General features: G+C 47.6%; 26 protein-coding genes and 3 tRNA genes. 25 read left to right on the top strand and 4 right to left on the bottom strand.

Annotation, left to right across the window (positions count from 1 at the left end):
• The first annotated feature begins 154 nt into the window (after positions 1–154).
• Complete coding sequence (locus tag HMPREF3119_RS00630) at positions 155–1,261, top strand: hypothetical protein (RefSeq protein ID WP_004240267.1); 1,107 nt, start codon at positions 155–157, stop codon at positions 1,259–1,261.
• Positions 1,262–1,298: 37 nt separating this feature from the next.
• Here the strand turns inward: HMPREF3119_RS00630 and HMPREF3119_RS00635 are convergent, their stop codons facing one another.
• Entirely contained in the window at positions 1,299–1,763 is a 465-nt protein-coding gene (locus HMPREF3119_RS00635; protein WP_004240268.1) for an HIT family protein, read from the bottom strand.
• Positions 1,764–1,924: 161 nt separating this feature from the next.
• On the opposite strand from HMPREF3119_RS00635, the gene sra reads away from it, so the two are divergent.
• Positions 1,925–2,152: a stationary-phase-induced ribosome-associated protein gene (gene sra / locus HMPREF3119_RS00640; protein ID WP_015422863.1), complete on the top strand. Its 228-nt coding sequence runs from the start codon at positions 1,925–1,927 to the stop codon at positions 2,150–2,152.
• A gap of 161 nt (positions 2,153–2,313) precedes the next feature.
• The gene (locus tag HMPREF3119_RS00645) at positions 2,314–2,832 is read left to right on the top strand and encodes a YgjV family protein (protein ID WP_070577999.1); all 519 of its coding nucleotides are present in this window, start codon (positions 2,314–2,316) and stop codon (positions 2,830–2,832) included.
• Between the two features lie 4 nt (positions 2,833–2,836).
• Here HMPREF3119_RS00645 and HMPREF3119_RS00650 read toward each other — a convergent pair whose 3' ends face one another.
• Positions 2,837–3,088 carry a hypothetical protein gene (locus HMPREF3119_RS00650; protein ID WP_246829222.1) on the bottom strand — a complete coding sequence of 84 codons (252 nt, stop codon included), beginning with the start codon at positions 3,086–3,088 and terminating at the stop codon, positions 2,837–2,839.
• A 65-nt stretch (positions 3,089–3,153) separates the two neighbouring features.
• The gene (locus HMPREF3119_RS00655; RefSeq protein WP_049241549.1) at positions 3,154–3,735 is read right to left on the bottom strand and encodes a DJ-1/PfpI family protein; all 582 of its coding nucleotides are present in this window, start codon (positions 3,733–3,735) and stop codon (positions 3,154–3,156) included.
• A 240-nt stretch (positions 3,736–3,975) separates the two neighbouring features.
• Between HMPREF3119_RS00655 and HMPREF3119_RS00660 the strand changes: the two genes are divergently transcribed.
• The 5 genes from HMPREF3119_RS00660 to efeB all read left to right on the top strand — a co-directional run bounded on the left by HMPREF3119_RS00660 (position 3,976) and on the right by efeB (position 7,988).
• Entirely contained in the window at positions 3,976–4,530 is a 555-nt protein-coding gene (locus HMPREF3119_RS00660; protein ID WP_004240274.1) for an iron transporter, read from the top strand.
• Positions 4,531–4,629: 99 nt separating this feature from the next.
• Positions 4,630–4,950 carry a cupredoxin domain-containing protein gene (locus tag HMPREF3119_RS00665; RefSeq protein WP_083297234.1) on the top strand — a complete coding sequence of 107 codons (321 nt, stop codon included), beginning with the start codon at positions 4,630–4,632 and terminating at the stop codon, positions 4,948–4,950.
• 23 nt (positions 4,951–4,973) lie between these two features.
• Positions 4,974–5,813, top strand: coding sequence for an FTR1 family iron permease (locus tag HMPREF3119_RS00670; RefSeq protein ID WP_004240281.1), 840 nt, complete (start codon positions 4,974–4,976; stop codon positions 5,811–5,813).
• Positions 5,803–6,702: an EfeM/EfeO family lipoprotein gene (locus HMPREF3119_RS00675; RefSeq protein WP_070578008.1), complete on the top strand. Its 900-nt coding sequence runs from the start codon at positions 5,803–5,805 to the stop codon at positions 6,700–6,702. The genes HMPREF3119_RS00670 and HMPREF3119_RS00675 overlap by 11 nt, the downstream gene beginning before the upstream one ends.
• Positions 6,699–7,988: an iron uptake transporter deferrochelatase/peroxidase subunit gene (efeB, locus tag HMPREF3119_RS00680; RefSeq protein ID WP_004904008.1), complete on the top strand. Its 1,290-nt coding sequence runs from the start codon at positions 6,699–6,701 to the stop codon at positions 7,986–7,988. Before HMPREF3119_RS00675 ends, efeB begins: the two co-directional genes overlap by 4 nt.
• Positions 7,989–8,025: 37 nt before the next feature.
• Here efeB and fabG read toward each other — a convergent pair whose 3' ends face one another.
• The gene (gene fabG / locus HMPREF3119_RS00685) at positions 8,026–8,781 is read right to left on the bottom strand and encodes a 3-oxoacyl-ACP reductase FabG (RefSeq protein ID WP_004240285.1); all 756 of its coding nucleotides are present in this window, start codon (positions 8,779–8,781) and stop codon (positions 8,026–8,028) included.
• Positions 8,782–10,111: 1,330 nt separating this feature from the next.
• Here fabG and tdcB point away from each other — a divergent pair.
• The 17 genes from tdcB (at position 10,112) to csy3 (ending at position 23,154) form a co-directional block, all read left to right on the top strand.
• On the top strand, positions 10,112–11,098 hold the full coding sequence (gene tdcB / locus HMPREF3119_RS00690) for a bifunctional threonine ammonia-lyase/L-serine ammonia-lyase TdcB (protein WP_004240287.1): 987 nt from the start codon (positions 10,112–10,114) through the stop codon (positions 11,096–11,098).
• Between the two features lie 32 nt (positions 11,099–11,130).
• Positions 11,131–12,459, top strand: a complete 1,329-nt coding sequence (gene tdcC, locus HMPREF3119_RS00695) for a threonine/serine transporter TdcC (protein ID WP_004904012.1) — start codon at positions 11,131–11,133, stop codon at positions 12,457–12,459.
• A 146-nt stretch (positions 12,460–12,605) separates the two neighbouring features.
• Complete coding sequence (locus HMPREF3119_RS00700; RefSeq protein ID WP_004240289.1) at positions 12,606–13,226, top strand: nitroreductase family protein; 621 nt, start codon at positions 12,606–12,608, stop codon at positions 13,224–13,226.
• Positions 13,227–13,443: 217 nt separating this feature from the next.
• Positions 13,444–14,103: a response regulator gene (locus HMPREF3119_RS00705; protein ID WP_004240290.1), complete on the top strand. Its 660-nt coding sequence runs from the start codon at positions 13,444–13,446 to the stop codon at positions 14,101–14,103.
• 33 nt (positions 14,104–14,136) lie between these two features.
• Complete coding sequence (gene uvrC, locus HMPREF3119_RS00710) at positions 14,137–15,984, top strand: excinuclease ABC subunit UvrC (RefSeq protein ID WP_004240292.1); 1,848 nt, start codon at positions 14,137–14,139, stop codon at positions 15,982–15,984.
• 208 nt (positions 15,985–16,192) lie between these two features.
• Positions 16,193–16,741 carry a CDP-diacylglycerol--glycerol-3-phosphate 3-phosphatidyltransferase gene (pgsA, locus tag HMPREF3119_RS00715; protein ID WP_004240294.1) on the top strand — a complete coding sequence of 183 codons (549 nt, stop codon included), beginning with the start codon at positions 16,193–16,195 and terminating at the stop codon, positions 16,739–16,741.
• 142 nt (positions 16,742–16,883) lie between these two features.
• A tRNA-Gly gene (locus HMPREF3119_RS00720) sits at positions 16,884–16,959 on the top strand.
• A gap of 1 nt (position 16,960) precedes the next feature.
• A tRNA-Cys gene (locus HMPREF3119_RS00725) sits at positions 16,961–17,034 on the top strand.
• Positions 17,035–17,040: 6 nt separating this feature from the next.
• Positions 17,041–17,127: transfer RNA gene (locus tag HMPREF3119_RS00730), tRNA-Leu, on the top strand.
• Positions 17,128–17,394: 267 nt separating this feature from the next.
• Positions 17,395–17,724, top strand: coding sequence for a hypothetical protein (locus HMPREF3119_RS19575; protein ID WP_015422846.1), 330 nt, complete (start codon positions 17,395–17,397; stop codon positions 17,722–17,724).
• Positions 17,725–17,893: 169 nt separating this feature from the next.
• On the top strand, positions 17,894–18,232 hold the full coding sequence (locus HMPREF3119_RS00740) for a hypothetical protein (protein ID WP_223302406.1): 339 nt from the start codon (positions 17,894–17,896) through the stop codon (positions 18,230–18,232).
• Positions 18,233–19,084: 852 nt separating this feature from the next.
• Positions 19,085–19,468, top strand: coding sequence for a hypothetical protein (locus tag HMPREF3119_RS00750; RefSeq protein WP_225903252.1), 384 nt, complete (start codon positions 19,085–19,087; stop codon positions 19,466–19,468).
• 189 nt (positions 19,469–19,657) lie between these two features.
• Positions 19,658–19,825, top strand: coding sequence for a hypothetical protein (locus HMPREF3119_RS19270; protein WP_004240708.1), 168 nt, complete (start codon positions 19,658–19,660; stop codon positions 19,823–19,825).
• 147 nt (positions 19,826–19,972) lie between these two features.
• Positions 19,973–20,341, top strand: a complete 369-nt coding sequence (locus HMPREF3119_RS00755) for a CopM family metallochaperone (protein WP_036415232.1) — start codon at positions 19,973–19,975, stop codon at positions 20,339–20,341.
• 246 nt (positions 20,342–20,587) lie between these two features.
• Positions 20,588–21,313: a type I-F CRISPR-associated protein Csy1 gene (locus tag HMPREF3119_RS00760; RefSeq protein ID WP_004240705.1), complete on the top strand. Its 726-nt coding sequence runs from the start codon at positions 20,588–20,590 to the stop codon at positions 21,311–21,313.
• Positions 21,303–22,124, top strand: a complete 822-nt coding sequence (locus tag HMPREF3119_RS00765; protein ID WP_036415226.1) for a type I-F CRISPR-associated protein Csy2 — start codon at positions 21,303–21,305, stop codon at positions 22,122–22,124. Before HMPREF3119_RS00760 ends, HMPREF3119_RS00765 begins: the two co-directional genes overlap by 11 nt.
• Positions 22,125–22,137: 13 nt before the next feature.
• The gene (gene csy3, locus HMPREF3119_RS00770) at positions 22,138–23,154 is read left to right on the top strand and encodes a type I-F CRISPR-associated protein Csy3 (RefSeq protein WP_062772961.1); all 1,017 of its coding nucleotides are present in this window, start codon (positions 22,138–22,140) and stop codon (positions 23,152–23,154) included.
• The last annotated feature ends 3 nt before the right edge of the window (positions 23,155–23,157 follow it).

Here is a 23,157-nt window from a genome sequence, read left to right on the forward strand (position 1 = left end):
ATGTTGTCCCATTAAAGTTTTTAACCGGTCTGCCGTTATTTTCCTGTATCAGTCACGATTTTTTGTGATCTCTCTTTTTATAACAAATATTGACGTCGATCCGGCAACCCGGAGCGGCATATCTGTATTTCTTTCAGCATGGAGCTATATTCCGATGTCGTGGCCTGTTCCTGAATTTCCGGTTAAACGTGATGCACCGGGCGCCAAAATTACGCTGTGGCTGGGGTTGCTGTTCGTCGTTCTGGCCCTTATCTTTTTTCTCGATTTTTATATTTTCAAACTCCCGCTGACGGAAGTACTGATTTTTATCTATCTGCCGTACATTCTGATCTGGATGTGTCTGTTCACTTACGCCATGCACCGTCATGAGCAGGCGCGGATTGCCTGTCAGAGCTGGAATGCTTCCATTAATTTCAAACGTAATGAGTGGGTCAACTGGTGCCAGCGCAGACTGATGGTGACCGGGGTTTCATTGCTGATGCCGAAAAGTGTTAAACAGGTTTATACCTCAGAGCGGAAACAACGGACAGACGAAGAAGATAAACAGCTGCTTGCCGGTTATGACCATTCGGTTGAGGCTATTTTTACCGCGCTGGCGAAAGATCTGAATCAGCAGCATGAAGGTTATCAGTCAAAACTGAAAACCGTGTATGTGATCACCCCGAATCAGCTGCAAAATACAGAAATTGAGCGCAATGTAACGAAAATCTGGGGTTGTGCGACTGAATTCATTCAGACACCGGATGATATCGGCCATCTGTTTGATGAGGAAGATAACAGCGCCATGTGGCTGCTGGTCGGACTGAATATCTGGCAGGCGGGTCAGATACCGGCTTATCACGAAATGGCAGGCGCTATTCTGCTGACATCCTGCTACTATTTTGAGCGCAATACATTTCCGTTTAACGGTAGTTTGTCCCGCTTTATGCCGATCAATGAAATGCAGTTAACCGCCGATCTGCCGATGATGGAAAAAATGAATCTGCTGGATAAAGAGGAAGAGAAATCATTCTGGCTGATGCGGGAAAATGAACTGGCGCAGGATGTGATTTATCAGTACTGCAATAAAGCACAGCGCCGTACTTTCCTGAAAAATAATATTTATATTGCGGATAATCAGGTCAGCGCCGACAGGGAAGCGGTTTTTGTGATGGCAATGATGCTGATAAAAGCGATGGAAACCCTCAGCCCGCAGTGTCTGCTGATGATGGACAGTGATGGTCTCGGGTATGCCACGGTGGTCGGGTGCGAAGTCCGCTGACACAACATTCCGGTGGTGAAGGCACCACCGGAATCACTCACTTTTCCTGACCTGCGCGGATAGCCGCCGCCAGTTCAGCCAGCTTCTTATCATCTGCCCGCTCACAGTCGTGGGATGACAAAAATCCCGGATACTGTGTGTAAAATGCGGGCTGTTTATGCTCGATCGGCCGCCATTCTGTCATATCTGCGGTGCCGTGCATCGGGCTGAGTTTACTGTGGATATGATCCACCCCGTAGCCCTCGAAAAACATGCCGCAGCGCGCGACATCCGGAAATGCCTTTTCCAGAACTTTTGCCACTTTTTTAGTTGCCAGCACCAGGCCGGTCAGAACATCGTCTTCCAGGTCAAATGCATAGCTCGGGTAATGCGCCTTCGGGATCACCACCGTAAAACCGTCGGTATTGGGAAATATCGACAAAAATGCCAGATAATGCTCATCTTCCCAGATCTTATGACAGGGGGCTTTCCCCGCCGCGATATCACAAAAAATACACGCCATTTATCAGACTCTCCCGGTCAGTGAACAGGTCGTATCCAACATACAGGATAGGGCACGGAAATACCATTATGCAGGCGGTAAATCAGCCACTTAGGGAAAATTTTATTATTTTCAGTAAGTTGCTATAATAGGTGAACGTTCACAACAATGAGGAGTTTATTATGCGAACTAACAGAGCTGCGAGACGTTTGTTAGGAATGCCCTATACATACAGTAAAGGGAAATCAAAAATTAACATCTTTATTGCAGCTGCCGCAGATGAAAATGCGGAAAAAATCCCGCAGGCGCTGAAGTCAAAAAGCAGAATCTGTGTGATTCAGGACGATAATAAGAAAACCCGGACTTATCACAAAATCGAGACACATTATCCGGGCTATATGGCATGCTGATACCACTGCACATGTGATAACGGCATGATGCAATAAGAAAAGGGGCTGAGGCCTCTTTTTTAATGTCTGAAACGTGCAATAGCTCGCAACCTGAACAAATTATGTTTATGCTGGCAGCACAATAATTAAAACCATTCAGCATGTGATTACGGCAGGGGAAGATGGACTATCTGTATTACGCAGGGCAGGGGCTCGGTATTGTTGCGTTTATTATCGGCACGACGGTTTTTGTCCAGCGCAATGAGCGGAAACTCAAAATCCGGTTATCAATTTACACCGCCATTATGGCATCCCACTTTTTTCTGCTTGGTGCCTATCCCGCTGGGATCAGTGCCACGCTCAACAGCATCCGGACTTATGTGTCTATCAGCCATCGTCAGCGTTGGGTGCTCTGGTTATTTGTTTCGCTGACACTGGTTCTGGCGGTGCCGAATATCCGCACCTGGCAGGAAGTGCTGCCGGTAACGGGCACTCTGATGAGTACCTTTGCGTTTTTCCTGCTGACGGGATTGCGTATGCGGTATGTGATCTGGTGTTCAACGGCCTGCTGGGGGGTGTATAACGCCTGGCTGGGAACGGTCGGTGGCACACTGATTGAATCGACGTTTCTGGTGATCAACGGCTGGGCGATTTTCCGTTTCCGGCGTCTGATAAAACAGGGAATTAATCCGTTCAGTTAAGCGGTTACGGCTGCTCATCCGGTGGGAGTGTGTCTTCCGGATCATCCGGAATTCCGGGGCTGTCGTCATCACCGGAGACGTTTTCCCGCATCACCTCGTTACACATGAAGTAGAGGTTGGGACGGCGTTTGGCGATATATTTCAGGCGGAGTTCGCACTCATGTCTGGTATAGATATCTTCCGTGACCGGCAGTGCCTCGCAGGCATCGTCGCCGCAGGTACTCACCAGTAGCACAAATCCGATAGTTTCTAACATAAACATCCGCCGGTTTTATTTCAGAGGCGCTATTATGTCGTAAATGGTTGCCTGTCGTCCAGTTTTTATACGGCAAAGGGGTCATCACCGGCATCATTATGCCACCGGTATTCAATGTGTTGTGCGATCTCCTCCGCTGTGGCCTCACCGTGGCGATCAGCAATAAATGCCAGCGCCATATCCGTGCCCGCCGATACACCGGAAGAGGTATAAAAACGGCCGTCCGCACACCAGCGTGCTTTTTTCACCCAGTTTACCTGTGCGGACAGAGAGGTTACCCACTGCCAGGCACGTTTATTGGATGTCGCCTGTCGGCCGTCAAGCACACCGGCCGCCGCCAGAAGAGCCGAACCGGTACAGACGGAAAGGCACCATTGTGCGTGCTGTGCCGCCGTGCGCAACGCGGCGAGCATACCCTCATCACTGACCAGCCGCCGTGTGCCCTGACCACCCGGCACCAGCATTAACGCGGTTTTCTCCGGCTCAAATACCGTTGTTATTATCTGAGCCCCCTGTGAACTGGTGATCACACCACCGCTGAGAGAGCAGTAATTCAGCGTGTAATGCGGGGAACGGCCGAAAATCTCAGCAGGGCCGAACACATCCAGGGTTTCAAAATCATCGAACAACACAATATCGGCTTGCATCAGTGTGATCTCATTTGCGGAAGGCTGCTTAAGATGTAACGCATCCGTGCAAATTATACAACAGCGGATATTTCCTGCCGGACATTGCTTTTGCGGATGTATTTCGTGGCTGAATCCCGGTGGAAATGTAACCGTTTCATTGAAAAATGTGGCGGTAAGCGATAACTTTTACTTGAACAGTGTAAATGGTAATGATTATTATTGTCAGCACTATTTGTATAATGACAATGAGGAATCAGCATGCGTATCGGGATGAGTGTGGCAGCAGCATTACTGGGCGTGGTATCAACCTCTGCCCTGGCACTGGAATATCCGCTCGGACAACCTGTTATCAAAAACGGTATGGAGATTCAGGGGGTGTATCTGCAGCCGATTACCATGGCAGTGGAAGGCAAACATGAAATGCACCATCTGGCGGCGGATAAGTCAGACATCCACCTGGAAGCAGATATCCACGCCGTTGAGGAAAACCCGAACGGCTTCGCGGAAGGGGACTGGATCCCGTATCTGAAAGTGGATTACAAAGTCACCAAACTGGATGATCCGAAAAAAGCCCAGTCCGGTACCTTTATGGCGATGGTTGCCAGCGACGGCCCGCACTACGGTGAAAACCTGAAACTGGATGGTTACGGTAAATACCGCGTCGAATACCGCATCTCTCCGCCAAGCATGAACGACAACGTGGCTTTCGGTCGCCATATCGATAAAGAAACCGGTGTTGCTCCGTGGTTTGAGCCGTTTGATGTCTCCTGGGACTTCGAGTATGCCGGCACCGGCCGCAAAGGCAGTTACTGAGTTTATTATTTAAGGAGAACAGCAGGCCGGTAACCGCGGTCTGCTGTCCGGACACCGGATGTCGCTATCCCGCTGAGGTCACTCATGAAACTCGTTGTTATGGCACTGTGTTTATCGGTGCTTTTCCTGATATCACTGCCCGCCGCAGCGGCAGAGAAATTCACTGTCGAACTGGAAATGAATAACGGCGAACTGACACCGCCGGTACTGAAGGTACCCGCGAAAACGCCGATCCGCATTAAAATCTCCAATACCGGCACCGAACCGGTCGAATTTGAAAGCACCCAGCTGCGCAAAGAGAAAGTGCTGGCTCCGGGGGCGTCTTCCGTGGTGGTGATTGCACCGCTCAAACCCGGAAAATATACCTTTTTTGATGATTTTCATCTGTCGCATCCGGCCGGTGAGATCATCGCGGAATAAGTGTCAGTTCACAGGAATTAATTATGGGACAGGTTCTTTTTGTCGTCTGGCGTGAAAGCTTTGAAGCTCTGCTGGTGGTCGGCATCATTTATGCGTGGATTAAACAGCATCCGGATGCTGCCGCAGGGCGCCGCTATCTCTGGGGCGGAGTGGCACTTGGTGTTGCGCTGTCACTGTTTCTCGCACTGCTTATCTATGGTGTGTTTAATGTGCTGGATGACAGCGGCCAGACGTACTTTATGATCGGTATGTCGCTGTTCGCGGCGGTATTGATCGTGCAGATGGTGTACTGGATGCAGCAGCACAGCGCATCACTCAAATCCGGTATTGAGCAGGAGATGAATGACAGCGCCCGGCAGCACTCCTGGTGGGGCGCGTTGTTTATTGTGGCGATCGCGATAGCCCGTGAAGGCAGTGAAATCGTGGTGTTCCTCTCCGGTATTGTGATGGGGCTGAATGCAGACACCATGTGGTCATTTACCGGGGAAGTCGTGGCCGGTATCGCGGTAGCGGCACTGACGTTGTGGCTGTTCCTGTTCACTTACCGGAAAATTGCCTGGAAATGGTTTTTCCGCATCACCGGTATTGTGCTGTTGTTCCTTGCCTGTTCGCTGCTGCTTAAGGGAACGGAAGAAATCGTCAACCTGTTGACCGAACATGATATCGAACTGAATGATTTCCTCATCTATCCGCTGTGGGATACCACCAACTGGCTGGATGACACAGGTACCACCGGCAGCTTCCTGGCCAGCCTGTTCGGTTACCGTGCACAGCCTATCGGCCTGAGTGTTATTACTTTTGTGGTGTACTGGCTGGTGATTATTGCGCTGTTCTGCCGCAGAGGAAAAAAACATGCGGATTAACCGGACAGCCGTACTGATTCTGACATTACTGTTGCTCAGCGCTCCCGGCTATGCGGAAAAATACCGTGCAGGTAATCCGGATACCGGCAGTGATGTGGTGATCGCCAAAGGGGATATTCCGTCACCGGAAAAATTCCGTCCGGTTGTGGCGGATTACATGACGATGATGGGGAAACAGACAGCTGCGGCTGAACATCAGCTGCAATTGCTGCAAAAAGCGCTGGCCGTGGGGGATATGGCAGCTGCACGGCAGGCTTATATTCAGGCACATTATGATTATGAGGTTATCCGTGCGGCAGTGGTGGTTTTCGGTCACGCTGACCGGGTTATTAACCCTCATGCCGGCTATTTTCTCAGCCGCGAGCAGGATCCGAAATTCACCGGGTTTCACCGCATCGAATATGCGCTGTTTGCTCAAAATGATCCCGCAGCCGCTCAGGCCGCTACCGCCGATCTGCTGCGCAATATTAATGACCTGAAACAGCGGATCGATGTGGAAACCCTCCCTGCGGCAAAGCTGGTCCAGTCTGCGGATGACAGTATTGAGCTGATTCTCAGCACTAAACTGAGTGGTGATGAAAACCGCTACAGCCGTTCAGATCTGTCAGATATCGCCGCCAATATTGAAGGGGCCCGGCGCATTGTCAGCGGGCTGGCGCCGTTATTATCCGCAAAAACCAATGAGGCACTCAGAAAGCAGTTTGCGGGACCGGATGCGGTCATGGCCCGTTATCGGGATACCCGGGGGCAGTATGCGGAATATGAGAAACTGACACCGGAAGATAAACAGCAACTCTATGCAGACCTGACGCTGCTGGCAGAATCTCTGGCACAACTGCGCGCTGAACTGAAAATAGACGTGTATTACAAATACCGGAATGAACCATGAAACACGGCAAAGTGAATCTGACTGAGACAGAAGAGTCTGTCAGTCTCAGCAAACGAAATACCCTGAAATGGCTGGGGGCAGGGAGTGTCCTGCTGTCCGGCGGGTTACCGGCTTTTTCTGCCGCCGCAGCACCGGCGGCGTGTGATAACAGCGCGCGGCTGCGGGAAATTCCGTACCTTGGTAAACATCAGGCCGGGGTTATCACACCGGAGCAGAAAGAGGCCATTTTTCTGTCACTGAATCTGACCGTTAAAACGCTGGATGAGGTTGAGGATGTTTTCCGGCGGCTGACCGGCTGTATTGCGGAACTGACCCGCAACCGTCAGGCGGCGGCACCGGGCGATGACAGAATGCCGCCGGCGGAATCCGGGATTCTCGGTACGGCACTGACTGCGGATGCACTGACAGTGACTGTCTCTCTCGGCCACTCTCTGTTTGATGAGCGCTTCGGCTTATCGCCACTGAAACCGCAAAAATTTACCGCCATGACGGCATTCCCGAACGACCGGCTTGATCCGGCCTGGTGCGGCGGGGATATCCTGCTGCAGTTTTGTGCCAACAGCCGTGAAACGGTGATTTATGCACTGCGTGAAGTGTTGCGCCGCCTCTCCGGCCGGGTAGCTCCGTTGTGGAAAATTGACGGTTTTCTGCCGGCCCGGGATATTGAATGCCGCACAACACCGGTTAACCTGTTTGGCTTTAAAGACGGTACCGGCAATGCCGATGCCGGTGATGATGCTCTGATGAACGACCTGGTCTGGATCACCGGCCGGGAACCCGCCTGGGCGGAGAACGGCAGTTATCAGGCGGTACGCCTTATCCGTTTTGAGCTGGAGTTCTGGGACCGGACACCGCTGGAAGATCAGGAAAATGATTTTGGCCGTCACAAAGCCAGCGGTGCGCCGATGGGCAAAGAGCATGAGCACGACGACCCGGACTTTAAGCAGGATCCGCACGGTGACCGGGTCTTATTTGACTCTCACATGCGCCGCGCTGAACCGCGTTCCACAGAGCGACACGTGGCCAAACTGCGCCGCCGCAGCTACAGCTACTCGCTGGGGCTGACCCCGTCCGGGCAGCTGGATATGGGGCTGGTATTTATCTCCTTCCAGAAGGATTTGAAAAAAGGCTTTATCGATACACAGAAACGGCTGAACGGTGAACCGCTTGAGCGTTACATCAAACCGTTCGGCGGCGGATACTATCTGGTATTGCCGGGGATTACCTCAGAAAAAAGCTATCTGGGCGAGGCACTGATTGCTGCCGCGAGGGATCAGGGCAGATAAGAGGATACCGGGCGGTATCCTCACCTGTGCTGTTTTATCAGAGCAGTGCTTCCGGGGATTCCGGTAAAATCTGGCCGCCGTCAATAATGATGGTCTGTCCGGTGATGTATTTAGCTTCATCAGAGGCAAGGAACGCCGCAGCATAACCGATATCTTCCGGCTCACCGAGCGTGTGCGTCGGAATAGTGGCACGCATCTGGTCCAGATAGGTTTCACCCTGTGCTTTCAGTCCTTCAGTCAGGATATTACCCGGCTGGACTGCGTTAATGGTGATCCCGAGACGGGCATATTCCAGCGCGGCACTGCGCATAAAACCAAGCTGTGCGGCTTTGCTTGCACCGTAATGGCTCCAGCCCGGAAAGCCGGTGACCGGACCGGTAATGGAAGAGGTAATCACGATCCGGCCATATTTTTGTTCTTCCATCACACCCAGCGCGGCCTGAACCAGGAAAAACATCCCCTTCACGTTCACCTTCTGCATGGTATCCCAGTCCTGCTCCGTCATGGATTTGATGGTGCATTGCGGGAAAATACCGGTATTTGAGCAGAGGATATCCAGACGACCGTACTTTTCTCTGACCTTACTGATAACAGCGCGGCACTGAGACTGAGAGGTTACATCCAGTGCCATAAAGTCTGTTCCCAGCTCTGCAGCGGTTGCGCTGCCGGTTTTTTCATCAATATCGGCGATAACAATGGTGGCACCGCCCTTTTTCAGCGCGGTGACGATGCCGCGCCCGATCCCTTTGGCGCCGCCGGAAACCACTGCGATTTTACCTGTCAAGTCGAACATATACATTCTCCTGTTTACCGGGGTTAACACTTAAGTCGTAAATCATTACAGCATGGCTGTCCCGGAATGCAATGGCAAAGCCGCCATGATTGAGGAAGTATGAGGATTGTCACACCGGTAAGTATCTGCAGGGTGAGCAGGATGTTGTAACAGATAATTGTGTCAGCGGCGCATAAAACCATTCTTATGACTGAATCGATTTTAGCAAAATAACATTTTCTGCCGTTTTAATGCTGTGCGGCAATGGATTTATCACATGGGCTGATTATTTTCACAGTAAATATTAAATCTGAAAAATCGCAATATTGAAGTCTTAAATGCTTATCCGTCTGTCGTAGTTGGCTTATGTTGACATTAGCGACTATACCCACAGGCAAAAACCGGCTATTTCCGTCCGGGAGGAAATAAAAAGGAAAAAATCGGGTTATAAAAAAATAGCCAGATATCATTTTTGATTATTAAAAATAGTATTCAGTAAATTAATATTTTTCATTGTTTAATTTTGGTTTAAAGATGTCTGATAAATAAAATTGTCACAAATTAAATATATATTTAATTAATTGCAAGGTTAAAAAAAACACAGATTCAGGCCAAAAAAACAGCCATTTAGCTGTTTCCTAAAGTGAACACTTTTTTGGGCTGTCAGGCAAAAAAACGTTACGATTTATGTCATGGAAATGTAACACTCCGGCTATAAATGGGAATCATTAACATATAAATAAATAATTTGATGATTTTTTATCCGAATTTGGCTTGGGTAAGCACCCGGTGATAATGCGTACAGAACAAATGAACATGTTACGATCTGCCGCAAATCAGGATTGTAATGAGTAAAAAATATTCAAATCGTTAATAAACAAATAGATATAATATTTATAGTGATTTGAATCACATTGCATTTTTAGGATTGTTAAAAAAATCAGGATATTTTGCTGTAAGATGGGGCCTTGGTAAGATTAATTTTTGTCAAAATACATGCCCTTTTTTACGTGGCGGGATCATTTATACGTCTTTTTACGCAGTGATTCTTTAACAATAATGCAGCATTGATAACAAAAGATGGGAAAAAGATTGCGTTGCGCAACCAAATGTTAATCCGATTGCCGTTATTTAACAAATAATCAACATTAAGTCATTTTCATTTAACTTGAAATGAAATATAAAACATTAAAAAAGACAGAAAACCGAAAGAAGTTTGGATTGGATCACACGTTGAGAAAGTTTTTCGGGAATATTTTAAAAATATGATTTGAAATACAGTTGTTTTTAAATTTGTCGGTATAGTTAAACTCAATTTTAATATATATAAAAAGATAGGACGAGGTTTGTCATGATTACATACGATCTGCCGGTAACCATTAAAGATATCATTGATGCACAAAAAACCATCAGAGGACATGTCTATAAAACGGGTATGCCGAAGTCCAATTATTTAAGTGAAAAGTGCAACGGCACAATCCACTTAAAATTTGAGAACATGCAGCGCACAGGTTCATTTAAACTCCGTGGTGCATTTAACAAGTTAAGTTCGCTGACACCAGAAGAAAGAGCACAGGGCATCGTTGCCTGCTCAGCTGGTAACCATGCTCAGGGCGTTTCTTTATCCTGCGCTATGTTAGGTATCAACGGCAAAGTTGTTATGCCTACCGGTGCACCAAAATCCAAAATTGCAGCAACCTCAGATTACTCTGCGGAAGTTGTTCTGCACGGTAATAACTTCAATGACACGATTGCTAAAGCAAGAGAGATCATTGAGCAGGAAGGCCGTATCTTTATCCCGCCATACGATGACGAAAAAGTGATCGCAGGCCAGGGGACTATCGGTCTGGAAATCCTTGAAGATCTGTATGACGTCGATAACGTTATCGTTCCAATCGGCGGCGGCGGTCTGATTGCCGGTGTTGCAGTTGCTCTGAAATCCATCAACCCGACTATTAATGTGATCGGTGTCCAATCTGAAAACGTTCATGGTATGGAAGCATCATATCGTGCTGGTAAAATCACGACCCATCGTGATGCCGGTACTGTGGCAGATGGTTGTGATGTTTCGACTCCGGGCAGTATCACGTATGACATCGTGAAAGAGCTGGTGACAGACATCATTCTGGTAACAGAAGAAGAAATCCGCGAAAGCATGATTGCGTTAATCCAGCGCAACAAAGTAGTGACCGAAGGTGCCGGTGCACTGGCGTCTGCTGCGATTCTGAGCGGGAAACTGAAAAAATATATCGAACACAAGAAGACAGTCAGCATCATTTCCGGCGGGAACATTGACCTGACTCGTATCTCTGAAATTATTGGTACCCACGAAAAATAATATTTGCATAGTCTTTTAAAAGGAAAAGCAACATGAGTACTGACAAAACCCAGATTCCGGCTGAGTATAAAAGCTGGCGTAAATCGGACACGACCTGGACACTCGGTCTGTTCGGTACTGCTATAGGTGCAGGGGTACTATTCTTCCCGATCCGTGCCGGTTACGGTGGCCTGATCCCGATTCTGATCATGCTGGTTCTGGCATATCCGATTGCGTTCTTATGTCACCGTGCATTAGCACGTTTATGTCTGTCAGGCAAAAATCCGTCAGGCGATATCACAGAAACTGTTGAAGAGCACTTTGGTAAAGGCGGTGGTGTTGTTATCACTTTCCTGTACTTCTTCGCAATCTGTCCGCTCCTGTGGATCTACGGCGTAACCATCACCAATACCTTTATGGCATTCTGGGAACAGCAGCTGGGCATGATGCCGCTGAACCGGGGTGTGGTTGCACTGATTCTGCTGTTAGCAATGGCTGTCATTATTTACTTCGGTAAAGATCTGATGGTCCGCGTCATGAGCTACCTGGTATTCCCGTTCATTGCCAGCCTGGTGCTGTTATCTCTGGCTCTGATCCCTTACTGGAACACAGCCGTATTTGAAAGCGTGAACGCAGACAGCTTCCAGCTGTTCGGTCACAGCGGTATCCTGGTAACAGTATGGCTGGGTATTTCCATCATGGTGTTCTCTTTCAACTTCTCACCAATCGTATCTTCTTTCGTGGTATCAAAACGTGAAGAATACGAAGCGGCGTGCGGTAAAGATTTCACCGAGCAGAAAGTTAACAAAATCATCTCCCGCGCAGGTTTACTGATGGTGGGTGTGGTTATGTTCTTCGCATTCAGCTGCCTGTTCGCGCTGTCTCCGGCTAACATGGCTGAAGCGAAAGAGATGAACGTTCCTGTTCTGACTTACCTGGCTTACCACTTCAACAACGTGGGCGGCGCTAACGGTACTCTGGCGACTATCCTGGTCTGGGCTGCACCAATCATTGCACTGGTTGCAATCTTCAAATCCTTCTTCGGTCACTACCTGGGTACTCTGGAAGGTATGAACGGTCTGTTACTGAAATTTGCGTTCGGTGGCGACAAAAACAAAGTCAGCGTTGGTAAACTGAACCTGATCTCTATGGTGTTCATCATGGGTTCTACCTGGTTCATCGCTTACATCAACCCGAACATCCTGGACCTGATTGAAGCAATGGGTGCACCAATCATCGCATCACTGCTGTGCTTACTGCCAATGTATGCTGTTAACCGCGTACCGGCTCTGAGCAAATACAAAGGTCAGGCATCTAACTACTTTGTTACCATCATCGGTCTGCTGACCATCGGTAACATCGTGTTCAAACTGTTCGTATAATTCTGCTGACAGTTAATGACTGAAAACCCGCACTCACCGGAGTGCGGTTTTTTTTTGCGTTGTAATCGTGACCCCGCATCCGGAATCAAATTCATGTTATGGTAAATAAATCATCCGGATAATAAATGGAATAAACAGGAGTCTGTATGAATGTTATTGATGCCGTGCGTCAGCGCAGAGCAACCAAGAAGTTTGATCCTGATTTTGTGATCCCGCTTAACGAGAAGAAAGCACTACTGTCACTGGCGATGGAAAATGCCCCGAGTGCCTTTAACCTTCAGCACTGGCGGCCGCTGCTGGTGGAGGATCCGGCACAACGCCGCAATATCCGCAAAGTGGGCTGGGATCAGCCGCAGATGACGGACGCCTCCATGCTGGTGATTTTATGCGGTGATGTGGCAGCCTGGAGTTCCCGTCCCCGTGAAATCTGGCGTGATGCCGACCCGCTGGTGCGGGATTTTATGGTCAATGCGGTTGATAACTACTATCGCGGTAAACCGGAAACCCAGCGTGATGAAATTATGCGCAGTGCCGGTATTTTTGCCCAGACGCTGATGCTGCTGGCAAAAGCGCAGGGCTATGACAGTTGTCCGATGGACGGATTTGATTTTAATGCGGTGGCTGAAGTCATTGATCTGCCGGAAAACTATGAAATCTGCCTGATGGTGGCGATTGGTAAATCCGCCGGTGAGCCTTATCCGCGTATCGGTAAACTGCCTTTTGATCAACTGGTCAGCATTGACCGTTTTCATCCTGATATGCCGTAACATTATCTGCCTGTCTCCGGCTGCTGTCTCCCGGCAGCCGTCTCCTTTCATGTCCTCTGTTTCTGTTGAATCATCACTGCAATCAATTTTTAGTCGTGAGATATATTTATAATATTCAGCCTGTTACCGGAAGAATGTCATCTTTATTAAATAACGGTTTAACCAGGCCTTGTATAATTTACGGTAAATTTATTGAAAATTCAGAAAGGAGTTCTGTGTGATTTCAGTATTGGTGGCAAATTCGAATGAATTTTACCGTGCAGGGATTGGTGCCATTATCACGGCAACACCGGGTATGAAAATGGCGGGGGAGGTCAGGGACAGCACCGGTGCAGTGCGCTGGTGCCGTGATAATCATGCGGATGTGGCATTGCTTGATATCGGTTTTCCGGTGATGAGCGGCCTGGAAGCTGCAAAAAAAATCACCCGCTATACCTCAGAAACCAAAGTGATTATCCTGACAGATGAACACAGCCTGATCTCACCGTATAAAGTGATGAACAGCGGTGCGGCGGGGTATTTGTATCAGAGCAGTGACCGTGAGGATTTACTGCACGCCATCCGGATTATCAGCCGGGGCCAGCGCTATGTGGCACCGGATATCGCCCAGCAGACCATTCTTGACACCCGCCTGCATGCACATGACAGCAATCCGCTGGATAAACTGAGTCACCAGGAGCGCCAGGTGATGGTTATGATAGCGCAGGGCATCAAAGTCACACAAATTGCCGACAAAATGTGTCTCAGCAGCAAGACGGTGAACAGTTATAGATATAGAATATTTAATAAGCTGAATATTAATGGTGATATTAAACTCACCCATCTGGCACTGCGCTACGGACTGATCCATATTGACAGCGTGGTGCCGGATGAATGAATAAACACTGAAAGCAGAGAGTTTGTACCCTGTATGGAAAAAGCGGTTGTAACTGAATTCGATGCGAAAGCATTTTTAAAAACTGTGACCAGCCAGCCCGGTGTATACCGGATGTATGATGCTGAAGGCACAGTGATTTATGTCGGGAAAGCCAAAGATTTGAAAAAACGGCTTTCCAGCTACTTCCGTACGCAGGTTTCGGGAAAAAAAACCGAGCAGCTGGTTAAGAATATTGCTCAGATAGATGTCACAGTGACGCACACGGAAACAGAAGCGTTGCTGCTGGAACACACCTATATCAAAAAATATCAGCCGCGTTACAACGTGTTGTTGCGCGATGATAAATCCTATCCGTATATCTATCTGAGCAGCAATGACAAACACCCGCGGCTGGCTGTTCACCGCGGGGCCAAACACGCCAAAGGGGAATACTTCGGGCCGTTCCCGAACGCCTATGCCGTGCGTGAAACGCTGGCGCTGATGCAGAAACTGTTCCCCGTCCGTCAGTGTGAGGACAGCGTCTACCGCAACCGCTCCCGCCCGTGTCTGCAATACCAGATTGGCCGCTGTCTGGGGCCGTGTGTCAAAGGACTGGTAAGTGATGAGGATTATGACAGAGAAGTGAACCTGGTCCGCCTGTTCCTGGAAGGTAAAGATCAGCAGGTGCTGACAGAACTGGTGGAAAAAATGGAGCAGGCCAGTCAGGCACTGCGTTTTGAAGAGGCTGCCCGGCTGCGGGATCAGATTCAGGCTGTCCGGGCTGTCACTGAAAAACAGTTTGTTACCGGTTCCGGAGATGACCTGGATGTCGTGGGTGTTTATTTTGATGCCGGTCTGGCCTGTATTCATGTCCTGTTTATCCGCAACGGCCGCGTGCAGGGGAGCCGCAGTTACTTCCCGAAAGTCCCGGCAGGTACTGAACCGGACGAAATCGTACAAACTTTTATCGGCCAGTTTTATCTCCAGGGCAGTGAGAACCGCTCATTACCGGATGATATTCTGCTGGATTTCCCGTTACCGGAAAAAGAGATTATGGAAGAAACCCTGTCTCAGTTTGCCGGCCGGCGGATCCTTATCCAGCCGAAACCGCGCGGCGACCGTGCCCGTTATCTGAAGCTGGCACACACCAATGCCGTGACCGCGCTGATGACAAAACGGGCGCAGCAATCCACTATCGCGACACGTATGAAAGCCCTGTCAGAACTGACCGGCATTGAAACCATCAATCGTATGGAATGTTTTGATATCAGCCATACCATGGGAGATCAGACGGTAGCTTCCTGTGTGGTTTTTGACAGCAACGGGCCGGTGAAATCGGAATACCGCCGTTACAATATCACCGGTATCACGCCCGGGGATGACTATGCGGCGATGGATCAGGTGCTGCACCGCCGCTACGGCAAACATATCGGCAATGAAAAAATCCCCGATATTATTTTTATCGACGGCGGTAAAGGCCAGCTCGGTAAAGCGATTGAAGCCTTTGACGGCCTGGACGTGGACTGGGATAAAAACAGACCGAAACTGATCGGCGTGGCAAAGGGCAGTGACCGCAAAGCGGGTCTGGAAACCCTCTTTTTTGCCGCCTCCGGGGAAGGGATGGCGCTGCCGCCGGACTCACCGGCACTGCATGTGATCCAGCATATCCGTGACGAATCCCACAACCATGCGATCACCGGTCACCGGCAACGCAGGGCAAAAGTTAAAAATACCAGTGCGCTGGAATCGATAGAAGGTATCGGGCCGAAACGGCGGCAGATGCTGCTCAAATACATGGGCGGATTACAGCCGCTGCGTAACGCCAGCATCGATGAAATCGCCAAAGTCCCGACTATCTCGTATGCACTGGCGGAAAAAATTTTCCATGCACTTAAGCATTAATAAACAGGGCTTATCTGTGCGGCAGATAAGAGAATTTTTTCAATAACAGCGGTGAGTTATCTGTAACTGTGGTAGTATGATGCTATCCGGTACGATTGCGCAGAACCTGAAAATCACGCAACAGGCCCCGGAATCAGCGGGGCGGTAATATGTGCCGGCAGATGCGCAAGCGGCTTTTTCATCTGACTTATAAAATAATGGCTCCGTTATGCGATTAAATATCCCTACATGGCTGACTCTGTTTCGCGTTATCCTGATACCGTTCTTTGTCCTCGCCTTCTATTTGCCGTTCAGCTGGGCACCTGTTGTCAGCGCCGCTATTTTTGTCATTGCTGCGATGACAGACTGGTTTGATGGTTTTCTTGCCCGTCGTTTAAAACAAACCACCCGTTTCGGGGCCTTTCTGGATCCTGTCGCTGATAAAGTGATGGTGGCGACCGCTCTGGTGCTGGTAACAGAATACTATGCGGTCTGGTGGATAACGCTGCCTGCTATCACAATGATTGCCCGTGAAATTATTATTTCATCACTGCGTGAATGGATGGCTGAGCTGGGCAAGCGCAACAGCGTTGCGGTTTCCTGGATGGGTAAAGTCAAAACCACGGCACAAATGGTGGCACTGGTGGGGCTTATCTGGCGGCCGAATGACCTGACGGAAATTGCTGCTTTCATCCTTTTCTACATTGCAATGATCCTGACTTTCTGGTCTATGTTCCAATATTTACGCGCTGCATGGGCGGATTTGAGCGAAGCCTGATCGATATGCTGTAAAAAACAGCGAACGATCATTTTTCATGAATTAAGCGGTTGACTCACAGCGTGAAATCAGTAGAATGCAACGCATCCGAACGACACAGCGGTTTACGAAAACAAATAAGTAAATCAGTAAGTTCAGAGATGCGGGAATAGCTCAGTTGGTAGAGCACGACCTTGCCAAGGTCGGGGTCGCGAGTTCGAGTCTCGTTTCCCGCTCCAAGGCGCGTTGGCAGAGTGGCCATGCAGCGGATTGCAAATCCGTGTACCTCGGTTCGACTCCGGGACGCGCCTCCATATTCAGCCCAGATGGTGAAATCGGTAGACACAAGGGATTTAAAATCCCTCGGCGGCAACGCTGTGCGGGTTCAAGTCCCGCTCTGGGCACCATACAGAAATTCATTGATTTATCAGTGAGTCAGAGTTAAAAGAGAGCGACCTTTACGGTCGCTTTTTTGTGCTTAAAATAACACTTCACTTTTCCCCGCTCATACTCACCGAAATCTCTCTTAAGTACCGGCAGCATCCATATCTCACAGTTTTATAACCCATTCTGATCATCGGCATTTCGCTTAAACACAACCCCCTACCCACGGCGATAGTTTGATGATTAAATGATAACCCGGAATTTTCAGACCAGTAATCAAGAGATAAATCATGCAAAATAAATACATTATGACCATTTTGATTAGTACCTTACTGTCAGGCTGCTCTGCGTTTGATAATAATCACGGGACTAATTGGGGAAGTGGTACTTGCCCGGAGCCATCCACTGATGAGATTGCAGCGTCAGGGCATCTTAAAATCATGGATGGCAGGACACTGAAATGTCAGTTGCGCCCTTATGTCAGTAATATGGCCTGTCAGGGCATTACGGATAGCACGAACGCAGACGGCATGGTTTGTCAGGATGCATCAGGAAAGGGAATGTTATTTATCTTTGATGATAACGGTGTGCTCAAAGGGCATAAGTCACTGCAGAATTGAACCGGAATGAAGCACAGAAAATACAGAGGTATCAGTTCTCTCATCAGGTCAAATCCTATTCCATATCGCCAATTCTCTTTGCTAATATCACTATAATACTAAAACCACTGATGACCGGGGACAGACACGGAAAGCACCGTTAAGGGATGAACATGAAAAAAGTTTATTTTTGATTTTGGGAATTATGCTGATTGGCGGCTGTCAGGCACCGGCAAATAACAGTGCAACAGACGGGATGTCTGAAAAATGGGGAAACTGCCTTATCCGTTATTCTGCCGGGCAGGCACTGACAACCACTGACAGCAAAAAAACAATTACCGATAACGCGTATAAGAATTGTAAGAAAGAAATGAATGAAGCGGTGGATATGCTGGTTGAGGATATCTCAGCGGATAGCGCAACTAAAGCAGCCGCCAGAAAAAAGGCGTTTGAGATGATAGAAGAAGGGTACAGACAAGAGATTGTTCCTGAGCTCTATAATGCTATCGATGAAGTCAGAAAATTATAACAGCACAAAAATTACTGTGCTGTTATGACCCCGGATGTAATATCCGGCACCTGAATTCTGCAGGTGCCGGTGTTTTCTGAAATGCCTCAAGGCAGGTGATTTTCTCAGTCAGATTTTTTCTTTCATCACAGGATAATAAATTAACAGTATTATCAGTGAGCAGAGCGGAATGGTAATAACGCAATGCTGTTTGTAAATCCTCACCGGAAGGGGCGCAGCTGCCCGGGGTATTCTTATTATCCGTCAGCATCATAAGATTTGCATCGGTATAATTTATAATCATCTGAGGTGACGGATAACGAAGCATATTCTCAGAAAAGAATTTGATAGCGGATGTGTAATTTTTATTATGCATGGCATCAAATGCCAGATCGTTAAACTCTGAAAACAACGGGTTATCCGGCGTGATCTTTGCCTGTCTGAGGCTGGAAATTACCAATTTTGCATTTGCTGCATCCGGTGGAGAGCGCAGTACAGCCGGACCGGTATCAGCTGAAGCAGAAAGGGAGATGCTCCACAGAAATAACACCGAAAATAACTGTTTCATTATGCAAAAATAGCCTTTTATTGATTGCCTCTTCTTAAGATTAATCAATTAGTGATCTTATGTAAATATCTGGTCCTAAAGTGAAGTGGTTTTATTATTTTTATGCGGGATATACCGGAAAAGGAGAAATGGCAAAGTAAACAAGTGAAAATGAAAATATCATGTGTCTGACTTTAGTCAGTTATGAGTGCATAAATAATATATAATATTTGATGGTGTTTATATTGAAAAACGGAATAACAATACAAAGCCAGAGGTGTATGATGGATAATTCATCACCGGATAATGTTCAGATCCGGGAGTTTGTGGAACGCTTAAAAACGGTGACAGGGTCGCGTTTTTTTCATTATCTGAATGATAAGCAAGTTAAAACCACGTGTCTGATGTGCGGGCATAATGGCAGGCAGGTTATAGATGAAACAAACTATACGACAGCGCAGGACCGGCTGGATAACAAACCTCCGCGTACGTTCGTCACATTTTATTACCACACTCCGGGGATTCCGGCAGACAGTATAAACCATTATTATTATCGTCTTATCTGTGATAACTGTGGTTTTGTTACTCAGCACAGCGCCAGATATGTCATAAACTGGCTGGATGAAGAAGCACTCCGGGAACAGCATCTGTCGGATGCTGAATGGGTAAATATGCCGGAACCGGCTACTGCAGAACCGGACGAAGAATAACTGCACATATAATACCGGGGGATAACGCCCGGTTTTTTCTTTTCTGTATTCCTTTGACTGCGTTTTTAATCACCATCTTCTTGCTTTGCCATCAAAATATTGTGATTTTTAAGAACTTTACTTTGCCTTAGCGGCAAGGTTCAATGTCATACGCAGAATTACCTGCAGGAAAAGGTGAACGGAGGATATATGGAAGATGGTTTAATGGTTATTGCGGGACTGGCGCTTGTTGCCGCAGCTGCAGGTCTGGTAAAGCCTTCTCTTGTGGGGATGAAGAGCCGTGTTGGCGCGGTATTGGGTTATCTTATTATTTTCATTATTTTTTTAGTACCTGCATTAATACTGATGCCGGACTGACAGAATAATATCTGAATTGTTCAGACATTGTGGAGAGAGCTTTATTAAATGTAAATATGGTAAAGTTATTTCTTATTACATTGACCTTTCCCTTAGGGCAACCTTTATGATTAATTCCATCAACCAAATACGAAAAAGGAATTAATCATGAAAAAAACACTTATTCTCACTGCTCTGTTATCCGGCGTTATGACATTCGGTGCCGTGGCAAATCCGGTATTATTAAGTGGTGATATGCATTCTGTTACCACTCCGGTGCAGAAAGAGCTGGGTGATTCTATGATGCGTATGCATGATGATATGGCAAAAACATTATCTGAGCAAAATGCGGATATTGCATTTGCTGAAGGTATGATTGCACATCATAAAGGAGCTGTTGAAATGGCTCAAATTGAACTGAAGTATGGTTCAGATCCGGAAATGCGTAAGTTAGCTCAGGACATTATTGATGCACAGGGACCGGAAATAAAGCAGATGCAGGATTGGCTTAAAAACAATAAGCCAGCAAAGAAATAAATATTTAATAATTACGGCATATCTTTTCGGATATGCCGTTTTTGTATTATTGCTGTTAATTTTATTTATTAAATTCCATTCAGATCGCAAAAAAAACACACCGGTACGTAAAAATCACAATGCTGGTAGACAATCCCCTTTCAAAGACATATTAAATATCCCGTCAGTTGATGAAGATTCATTCAATGCCGGATTGAATTTTCAATATTATTGTCAAATTAAATTATTTTAAGAAAAGGATATTCTATGCCGGACCCGGAAATTACTGCATTTTTTACAAAATATCAGGAGTCAAAAAAAATTCCTGAGTTTTCGCGTCTGCAATGGCTGTCCGATGCCGCCGGACGCGCGGAACAACTGTCATTGACGACACATCCGTTTGCTTTTACACATCCCTGTGCCCGCAGGAATCGCTATGGCAAAGCGGGAGCGATACTGGCGGAGGTTAAAAAGAAAAATGATGGCTTTCTGCGATCCGGTAATGTGGTTGTTCCGCAGGATGCTGAGGGTAATGCTGCTGCACTGGAAATATATACGTTTCTGATGCTGAAAATGCAGGATGGAAAAACATTACTGACACATTTGTGTGAGGAAAGTGAAACGGCAAAGAAAATTCTGGGCAGTGAAAATTACCGAAAGTTGCGGGCCGGTTTTTTACGGATATTCTCCGGAGAGGGCGTACCGTCAACAAATTCAAAGATAAAACAGGTTTTTTTCCCCGTGCCGGGTAAAGAATGTAATGCGGGTTATCATTTACTGTCAGTTCTGACACCATCGGGGTTATTATTTGAGTTATACCGCCGGCTTGGTAAATCCGGTATATTCCCGGGTCATCTTGTTGTGATTCATATTGGCGGGTCTAAACCACAAAATATTTCTGCACTTAATATGCAGAATAAAGGGAAAGCCTGTTTATTATTATCTGTCCCGCCGGGAGCCGTCACTGCCGGAGATCATTACTGTGTCCATTAATTATCTGCTGCTGAAAAATATTCTTATCCGGAATGCCAATGCGTTATCCGGTGCACTGATAGCAGGTTTCCCGGCAGTTACTGCCTGGCTGGGATTTATTCATGCTCTTGAACGAAAAGTGAGGAAACAAGGTTTTCCGTCCGTCAGGTTTAATCACGCTGGTATTATCTGTCACTACTGTCATTTACAACTGTATGCGGAACCCGGAGGGGTAATGTATTCCGCATTAAACAGGCGGAAACCACCGGATAAAAAAGGCAAAAACCCATCACTGGTTGAGGAAGTGTATTGTCATCTCAATGTTTCACTGCTTATTTGCGGCGGGAATATACAAGATAAAAATAAGGAATTCCTCACTGTGGTATCTGAAACAATAAAAATGCTGAAAATTGCCGGCGGGGATATTACAGATTCCGGTAAACAAGAGACCGGCTCTTTTCCTGACAGTAAACCGCTATGGTGTGAATTGCGGCAATGTATTGCTTCGGGATATGCATTACTGGAGCGGCGGGATGTCATGGTCAATGCAATGAACAGCGGAATGGATGCAATGGAGGCATTACTGAAATATACCACTGCTCCCGGTTCGGTGCTGATCCCGGTCGTCACCGGATATCAGGGACTTTCCCCGCCGGGAATAGCGAAAAATGCCAGGGCAGAAGGTATACCCCACCGTTTTGCGGAAAGTGTTATTACCTTAGGGGAATTCCGGCCGGTGGATAAATTGCGGGATCCTTCGGATATGTTGTGGCGTTATCACTATTTACCTGACGAGAACCTTTATCTGTGTCAGCAGGGAAAACACGATTAACGGAAAAGAGAAAATGACCGGATTCAGGAATATACCGTCTGTTTTATCATTTTCAAAAAAACTGATCCCCTCTGACGGTATTTTTTCCGGAACATCACAGCATCCGGATTCACGGGTTACTCCGCTGACAATACAGACGAGAACTGTCCGGGGAACATTTGCTTTCCGCCGGAAAAACGGGAGGGGAAATGAAAAAATATCCGGACAGAACATTAATGATCCCAATATTCAGTCTATGGATTACTGCATGCTGGAAGCTGAACAAAATGTAATCATATTTAGCTTCTCACTGAAAATTACCGGTGGGCTGAAATATCCTGCTGCCTGTAATAATGAAATATTCCGTCAGCGCTATCAGGCGGTAATAACGGATTATCTGGAAAGAGAGCATTGCCGTGAGCCTGCGCGGCGATATGCACATAATATTGCCTGCGGACGTTTTTTGTGGCGGAACCTGGTTGGCGCAGAGCATATTGAGGTGGTTGTGGATAATCTCAGCGCGGAAAAAAAACAGCAGTGGATATTTGATGCACGAAAGTACAGCCTTCGTCATTTTGAGCAGACGGATAATATAGCCGGCGACCTGGGGAGACATATTGCCGCAGCACTGAGTTGCGATGATGGTGCATTATTACTGGCTGTTTCAGCCAGAGTGATAACCGGAAAAGGGCAGGAAATTTATCCCAGTTGTGAATTTGTGATGAATAAAAGAAAAGGGGGGAGCAGCCGGATACTCTGCCATATTGACGGCACTGCGGGAATGCATTCACAAAAAATCGGCAATGCTTTGCGCTCAGTGGATACCTGGTATCCGGCCTTTTCTGATTTAACCGCAGGGGCGGGCGTTATCGCGGCCGATCCCTATGGCGCGGTCACACATCTGGGGGCAGTATTTCGTCCGCCGGGGTCAGGGCAGGATTTTTATACACTCTTTGAAAAATGGGTCAGCGGAAAAAAACTCGCTGAACATGAAGAAAATTATGTCGTGGCAGTGTTAATTCGCGGCGGTGTTTTCGGTGGTGGAGGGTAAGCG

The sequence above is a fragment of the Morganella sp. HMSC11D09 genome (genome assembly GCF_001807955.1).
Taxonomy (GTDB): Bacteria; Pseudomonadota; Gammaproteobacteria; order Enterobacterales; family Enterobacteriaceae; genus Morganella; species Morganella morganii.